This window comes from Moorena sp. SIO4G3 (assembly GCF_010692305.1).
Lineage (GTDB): Bacteria > Cyanobacteriota > Cyanobacteriia > Cyanobacteriales > Coleofasciculaceae > Moorena > Moorena producens_A.
Window position 1 is genome coordinate 1 of the sequence record NZ_JAAHIG010000427.1, and the last position, 7144, is coordinate 7144.

5 protein-coding genes and 1 pseudogene are annotated in these 7144 nt (G+C 45.2%); 4 read left to right on the top strand and 2 right to left on the bottom strand.

Features of this window, described 5'->3' with window-relative positions:
• Nucleotides 1–244: pseudogene (locus F6J99_RS38900) on the bottom strand (RNA-guided endonuclease TnpB family protein); the annotation flags it as partial.
• 381 nt (nucleotides 245–625) lie between these two features.
• On the opposite strand from F6J99_RS38900, the gene F6J99_RS38905 reads away from it, so the two are divergent.
• The 3 genes from F6J99_RS38905 to F6J99_RS38915 are packed head-to-tail and all read left to right on the top strand — an operon-like array spanning nucleotide 626 to nucleotide 4640.
• The gene (locus F6J99_RS38905; RefSeq protein ID WP_293121387.1) at nucleotides 626–2509 is read left to right on the top strand and encodes a serine/threonine-protein kinase; all 1884 of its coding nucleotides are present in this window, start codon (nucleotides 626–628) and stop codon (nucleotides 2507–2509) included.
• 13 nt (nucleotides 2510–2522) lie between these two features.
• Nucleotides 2523–3194: a dethiobiotin synthase gene (gene bioD / locus F6J99_RS38910; RefSeq protein ID WP_293121389.1), complete on the top strand. Its 672-nt coding sequence runs from the start codon at nucleotides 2523–2525 to the stop codon at nucleotides 3192–3194.
• 48 nt (nucleotides 3195–3242) lie between these two features.
• On the top strand, nucleotides 3243–4640 hold the full coding sequence (locus F6J99_RS38915; RefSeq protein WP_293121391.1) for an MlaD family protein: 1398 nt from the start codon (nucleotides 3243–3245) through the stop codon (nucleotides 4638–4640).
• A 402-nt stretch (nucleotides 4641–5042) separates the two neighbouring features.
• On the opposite strand, the gene F6J99_RS38920 is transcribed toward F6J99_RS38915, so the two are convergent.
• On the bottom strand, nucleotides 5043–5351 hold the full coding sequence (locus F6J99_RS38920; RefSeq protein ID WP_293121393.1) for a DUF3288 family protein: 309 nt from the start codon (nucleotides 5349–5351) through the stop codon (nucleotides 5043–5045).
• Between the two features lie 447 nt (nucleotides 5352–5798).
• On the opposite strand from F6J99_RS38920, the gene F6J99_RS38925 reads away from it, so the two are divergent.
• The coding region (locus F6J99_RS38925; protein WP_293121395.1) for a filamentous hemagglutinin N-terminal domain-containing protein at nucleotides 5799–7144 on the top strand (1346 nt) is incomplete at its 3' end.

The window sequence follows — 7144 nt, forward strand, 5'->3', positions numbered from 1 at the left end:
CGGTAACTTCTAACCATGCCCTTTCAGCCGCAGCTTGTCGAGCTGTTGAGTTCAATTCGTTGGCAAAAGGGAAATTCTTGGCCAAGGTTTTGCAATATTTATTTAAGTCGTATTTGCTTAACCCTTTATTATCCATCCACAAACGAAGACAGCTATTCCGTATAAACTGAACAGTCCGAATAGCTTTGTCTATGGCTTGATACTGTGTTTTGTTTCCGTATGCCTTGAACTCAAGTATAATCATCAGAACTCGACCTCTTCTGTTATATTATTATGCTAACATGCCTAGCACAAATTAGCAAGTATTTGTTTTTATTTTCTTCAAGGCGACTAAAGTCGCGCTTACACTTTCATCTCCGCTCGCTTTGTGGCGGAGTTTTCAGTGTTAGGCTTTCTAATAACGATATTTGTAAGGTCTGGTTGCGGATTGTACACCATAAGGGTGTTTGGAGTCTAGTGTTGGCTAAACCCTGATATATATGCTGATCAACTTATCTTTGGCTCAACTCTGTGGCTCAACGGAAGGGTTGGAATCCATCGATGGAGTTCCAAAGCAACAGAATAAAGTCTAAACTTCAAGAATATTCCTCCGGCCTCATTGTCCGTAACAAGTGATCTACCACCGATGGAACCACCGATTGCTTCTGGAACTATTCTGCAAAATCGCTACCATTTGCTCCGTGTCCTTGACCAAGGAGAATTCAATCGGACTTACCTGGTAGAGGATCAAGGGCGCTTCAATGAACCTTGCGCCCTGAAAGAATTTATTCCCCCTCAGACAGAAACTAATAATCTCGATAAGTCAAGGCAACTGTTTCAACAAGAAGCAGGTATCCTGTATAAAATTGAACACCCGCAAATTCCTCAGTTCCGAGCTACCTTTGAAGAGGAAGGACGGCTGTTTCTGGTGCGAGACTACGTAGAGGGAAAAACCTATGGTGACCTTCTAGAACAACGCAAAGCCCTTCTCAATCAAAGTGAACCTCTATCTTCTCATCCGGATGGGGAAGTGCAATCACCGCCAATGGCTAGCACGACCAACTTGGGAGTTTTATCAGAAACGGAAGTGCGTCAGCTATTGCAGCAATCCTTGCCAGTTTTGGACTACATCCACAGCCAAGGGATTATCCACCGAGATATCACACCCGATAACATCATCATGGGGGAAACAGACAGTATACCCGTTTTGATTAATTTGGGTGTGGTACAGGAACTGGCAACTCGTCTTCAATTGCCAGATACTCCCACACCAACAACTAGTATTGGCAAAAGCGGTTACGCTCCCAGGGAGCAAATTCAGACACCGAGTAGTGACCTCTATTCCCTAGCAGTGACTGCGATAGTGCTCCTGACTGGGAAAGAACCAGAAGAACTTGTCGATGATGCTAATCTGACTTGGAACTGGCGTCCCTGGGCTAGGGTTAGCGATGAGTTAGCTGAGATATTAAATCGGATGCTTAGTGATCAACCAAGCGATCGCTACCAATCCGCTAGGGAAGTCTTGTATGCCTTTCAAGCTTCTGGGTTAACTCCGCAACTGCCAAAGCGCAAGCCAATACCTGGCACAACGGTGGCATCAGCTCAAGGTGGGACACCCAGGGAGGCCAGAGGTGGAGAACCGAGTGAACCGGTGATGTCTCAAGCCACGGGTAACTCTATCTGGAATAGTCCTTGGCCGTTGCTTGGGATAGCTACAGGACTAGCAGCGCTGGCAGGAATAGGCTCTTGGGTATGGGTGAGCAATGTTAATCAGCAGGACACTGGGAAATCCCCTAGTCCTAAGGTGTCAGTGAGTCCTAGTCCTAGTCCGATTTCGACTTCAACTCCGAGCCCTAGGGCTAGTCCAACCCCGAGTAAGCCTCAAATCTACAGTCAGCGTCTAGAGCTTTATGCTGGTAAAACTCTTTCAAAATCCAGGAATTTAAAGGCTAATCACACGATTAACTACATTATCCAGGGTAAACAAGACCAAACCCTCAAGGCATATCTCAGTGATGAAGGGGTTTTGATGACTGTGCTTGGCCCGGACGGAAAACCAGTGGACAATCGAGCTCAGCGGGTGCGGCAATGGCAAGGGAAATTTCTGTTCACCGGCAACTACACGATTCAACTGAGTCCAGTTAAGGGTCTACCGGATAGCGATTATCAGCTAGGATTAAAGTTAACAGAAGCACCGAAGCCGAAACCAGAACCTAAACCAACTGCTGAGTATAAGATAAAACGGGTCAATTTGTTACAGGGAACCAAGCGTTTGCGGCTACTGGGTCGCACTAGCCCCCAGAAGATTCAGCGCTACTTGGTGAAGGCTAAACAGGGTCAGCAATTGAAGCTAGAGGTTATTGAAAGTGATGTGGCTTTAACTATCCGCTATCCCAATGGGAAGTTAGTGGAAAAGGCTTCAGGGGTGCAACGGTGGCAAGGTAAGCTGCCTATTGCTGGTGAGTATATAGTAGATGTAATTGCTAAACAGGAAAGAAACTTTGCTGTAGATATTAGCCTTACTGACTGAGAGTGACTCAATCTTGAACGTATTACTAATTACTGGTACCAATACAGAGATCGGCAAAACGGTTTTGACTTCTGTGATCGCTGCTTATTGGCAGACTTACCGTCCTCAAGAGAGTCTGGGGATATTCAAGCCGATTCAAACCGGAATTGGCGATCGCGAAATTTACCACCAACTATTTGACTTGGGTCAAACCCTGGAGGAGATCACACCCGTGGAGTTTAAAACCCCTGCAGCACCACCAGTTGCTGCAGATCTAGAAGGACGAGAGGTTGACCTCGAAAAGGTCTGGCAAGGCTTCGTTAATCTGCGCAGTCAGCGGGATGTGGTCTTGGTGGAAGCTTTGGGAGGACTAGGTTCACCGGTGACTCATGAACTGATTGTGGCAGATTTGGCAAGGGATTGGCGATTGCCAACGGTATTGGTTGCGCCGGTAGAATTAGGAGCGATCGCACAAGTGGTTGCTAATGTTGCCCTGGCACGCTCATCACGAGTTGACCTCAAAGGCATTGTCCTCAATTGCGTCGAACCTCGTACCTCCCAAGAAATTAATCAGTTGGCTCCGATTAGGTTAATCGAGACTCTAACCAATGTTAAGGTTTTGGGGATTTTACCTCATCTATCTGACCCCATGGACTACTCGAAACTTGCTCAAGTGGGTTCAAATTTGGATGTCAGTGGTTGGTGAGCGATGATAGTAAATCTGAGGGGAAAGGGTAACAAAGGTTAAACTATTATGCGATCGCGGACGATTAGAGAAGGCTCCGTTGGCTTATTGATTGTAGCAGGACTTGCTGTTTTCGGTGGACTTGTTGTATGGATTAGTGGGATTAGCTTCAGTCGAAAGAGCTATAAATTTATTGTCAATTTTGGCAACGCTGCTGGTATGCAAGTGGGGGCATCAGTCAGCTATCGCGGTGTCCAAGTTGGCAGAATCACTAACATTGAACCCGGTACTAATGGGGTCAATGTCACCGTTGAAATTGATGACCCTGGATTGTTAATCCCCCGCAAAGTCCAGGTTGAAGCTAATCAATCGGGTTTAATTGGTGCTACCAATGTGGATATCATGCCCCTAGGACAATTACCTGCAACTGCTCAAAGTCTTACACCCTTCGGAGCACAATGCAATTCTTCCCTAGTTATTTGTGAAGAAGATCAGATCAATGGTGACGTGGGTTCTACCTTTGCTGACCTCCTACGGAATGGAAATCGCATTGTTGAACTCTACGCTGATCCAGCGTTTTTTGAAAAAATCAATAGCCTTGCGGAAAATGCCTCCAATGCCGCCAGAGATGTGTCAGAACTTAGCAAAGAGATGACCCAGTTGTCCCGGATAGTGCGCCAAGAGGTAGCAGGCTTGTCCAAAGCAACGAATGCTGTGACCAGTGCGGCCAATCAAACATCTAGTCTAATCGGGTTGGCAACCAGTAGCATTTCTAGTACCTCCCAGGAATACAGCCAAACTGCAAAGGAACTCAATCAGTTGATTACCTCTGCCAATCAACTATTGGTCAGTAATCGGGGAAATTTGGTCACCACCTTAGATAGCATCTCTCAGGCCAGTCAAGATCTGCGTGTATTGACCAGCAACTTAACCATTACCGCGAATCAGGTTAACTCAGCGGTTTATCAAACGGATGTATCACAGATGCTGCGGAACTTAGAAAACCTATCGGCTAATGCTGCCCAAGCATCTGCTAACTTACGTAATGTTTCCAATACTCTCAACAGTCCTACTAATTTACTGGTATTACAACAAACCCTAGACTCAGCACGAGTTACCTTTGAAAATGCCCAAAAGATTACCGCTGACCTAGATGATCTGACTGGGGATCCAGCTTTTCGCCGCAATGTCAAGGATTTAGTTAATGGACTCAGCGGCTTAGTGTCTTCTACCGAACAGCTGCAACAGCAGGCTCTGATATCTCAACAACTGGAAGCTCTCAATACTGCTATAGACACCGCCTCGTCTAATGATCCTGCTAAAACCGTTTCCATCCCTAAGTCCCCCCCTAAGATCGATCCACCTAAGATAGATCCAATAGCTCCCGCTGATCAGAAGCTTCAACCGAATCAAGAAAAACAGATGTTTAAGCTTTTACCCCCAGCCCCTAGGAAATCGGTTAAGTGAAATGAATTTAGTAAAGGGAGCAGGGAGCAGGGAGCAGGGAACAGGGAACAGTGGCAAGAGGCCGTATTCAGTAAATTTTGTTAGTTGAAGAGCCTAATTTTTCTGTCTTGATGCAGTCGCTCATGGGGGAGACCCCCGCAGGTCGGCGCTGCCTCCCCAAGACCGTAATGGTGCGTTTGACCCGTAATTAAATTCGCCACGGGTCGCACCTCTGCATCGCTTTTACAGTAAGCTTTCTGAGTTTTTTAAGTGGAAATTTATCATACAAGGCTTGTGACAGTACTGAAAAACCAAAATGATTTTTTACCACTCCCTACTCCCTACTCCCTACTCCCTACTCCCTACTCCCTACTCCCTACTCCCTACTCCCTACTCCCTATTCGCGACTTCAGCAAAGAAGTCTTAAGTCCAGTCATCTTGGCTTCCAGAACTGTTGTCTCGTCTATACGCAAGACCCTCTTGATGAATCTGAAGGGTTTTCTCAAAAAGCTGTTGTTCTGTCAGTTGCCATCGCTGGAGCAGTACATCCAAGTCCCTTTGAATCGCTCTAGCACCGGGAAAGCTGTCATACCGAATCCGCAGTCGGGCTAATTCCGCCAAGTTGTATTCATTGGGTTGTTGTTGTAAAAGACGGTTAACTATTTCGCGATCGCGTTTTTCCTGAGGATGTTGCTGGTCTTGATTTCCTTCCATCTCAGTCAAGGCTTCCATGCTGGCTAAAACATCAATAATTACTTATAGCAAAGGGAACAGGTAACAGGGAATCGGGAATCGGGAATCGGGAATCGGGGTAAGAGTGTGGGGATATAGGGGAGAATTAATACTGAGATTTTGCACGATTATACAACTACTTAAACATAGTAAAACTATGCTTTAAATTAATAATTTAAAGTAATTTATTAGACTTTTTTTTGTTGATATTAAATATTGCTGCAGTACAAATAGAATTAATATCGTAAGTCATAAAAATCAATTTAAGTACTGAAAAAATCAAATATTATTACTGTTCCCTGTTCCTTCTTTTCCCCTCCTGGGAGGGGTTAGGGGTGGGTTCCTGTTGCCTTTGCTAAAGCTGCAAGCTCTGAGTTTATCACAGTTGTTACTCTGAGCAAAAGTGCTGGGAACTCTAAGACTGAGACTAATCGGTCAGGTCTATCTATGAAATGCGTACGCTTCCCCTTTGCCCACAAAACTAATCCCTTATCTAGCAAGCACTACAACACTAATTACCTCATCGCAAGTCGAACCAGAGATACCATTTCACTAATGCAATTAGGCTTAGTGGCATTGCTCGAAGTTAGTAGTCTATGGTTATTACTCGCCTTACCCACTATCGCTCAAATTACCCCAGATAGTACCTTGGGGAATGAAAATTCTCAGGTTACTCCCAATCAGACTATCCGTGGTGCAGTAGCTGATTTAATCGAAGGGGGAGCAATACGAGATAGTAACCTCTTCCACAGTTTTATCGAATTTAATGTTAGTAATGGTCAACGAGTGTATTTTGCTAATCCCGATGGCATTACTAATATTTTGACTCGTGTTACTGGCAGCACCCTCTCTCAAATTCTGGGCACCTTAGGAGTAAACGGTAGCGCTAATTTATTCTTGCTTAATCCCAATGGTATTGCATTTGGATCTTCTTCTCGCTTAGATGTAGCAGGCTCCTTTGTGGCTAGCACTGCCGATAGTGCGGTATTTGACAATGGTTTCAACTTTAGCGCTAGTGATCCAAATGCCCCACCATTGTTAACTATCAATATTCCCATCGGTTTGCAGTATGGTAGCAATCCTGGCTCAGTCAACGTGATAGGAGCTACTTTAGGCATCGACACAGGGCAAACCATGGCTTTACTTGGGGGAGAGGTTAACCTCAATGGTGCCACTCTGCAAGTGCCAGGGGGACGGGTGAAATTAGGAGGATTATCCAGTCCAGGCACTGTTGCCCTCGATGGTGCGACATCGGTTAGTTTTCCCGATAGAGTCCAACGAGCTAATGTTTCTTTGAGCAACGGTAGCTTGGTAGATGTCACTAATGTTAATGGCGGAACTATTGCCATCAATGGTGCGAATTTCGACATGTCTCAATCCACTTTACAAGCTGGATTGACTTCAGGGACATCGATATCAGATGCAGTAGCTGGCAATATCACTATTAATACTAATGGTAATACCAATCTTAGTGACAAGAGTTTGATTGCTAATGATATAGAAACAAATGCGATAGGCAATGGCGGTTTCATACAGCTAACCACTAGGGACCTGACTATCACTGGTGGGTCAAGAGTTCAAACCGTTACCAATAGCAATGGGGCATCAGGAGATATTGAAATTAATGCTAAAGGCACCATTGATATCTCCGGTTTTACTGAAGATGGGTTATTTAGTGGGATCCTAACTCGTTCCGCTGCTGACACTAGTGGCCCGGGTGGCAACATTACCATAAACAATGGCTTTGGTAATCTCAATCTAGCTAATCGGGGATTTATCGGTACAGTTACCAA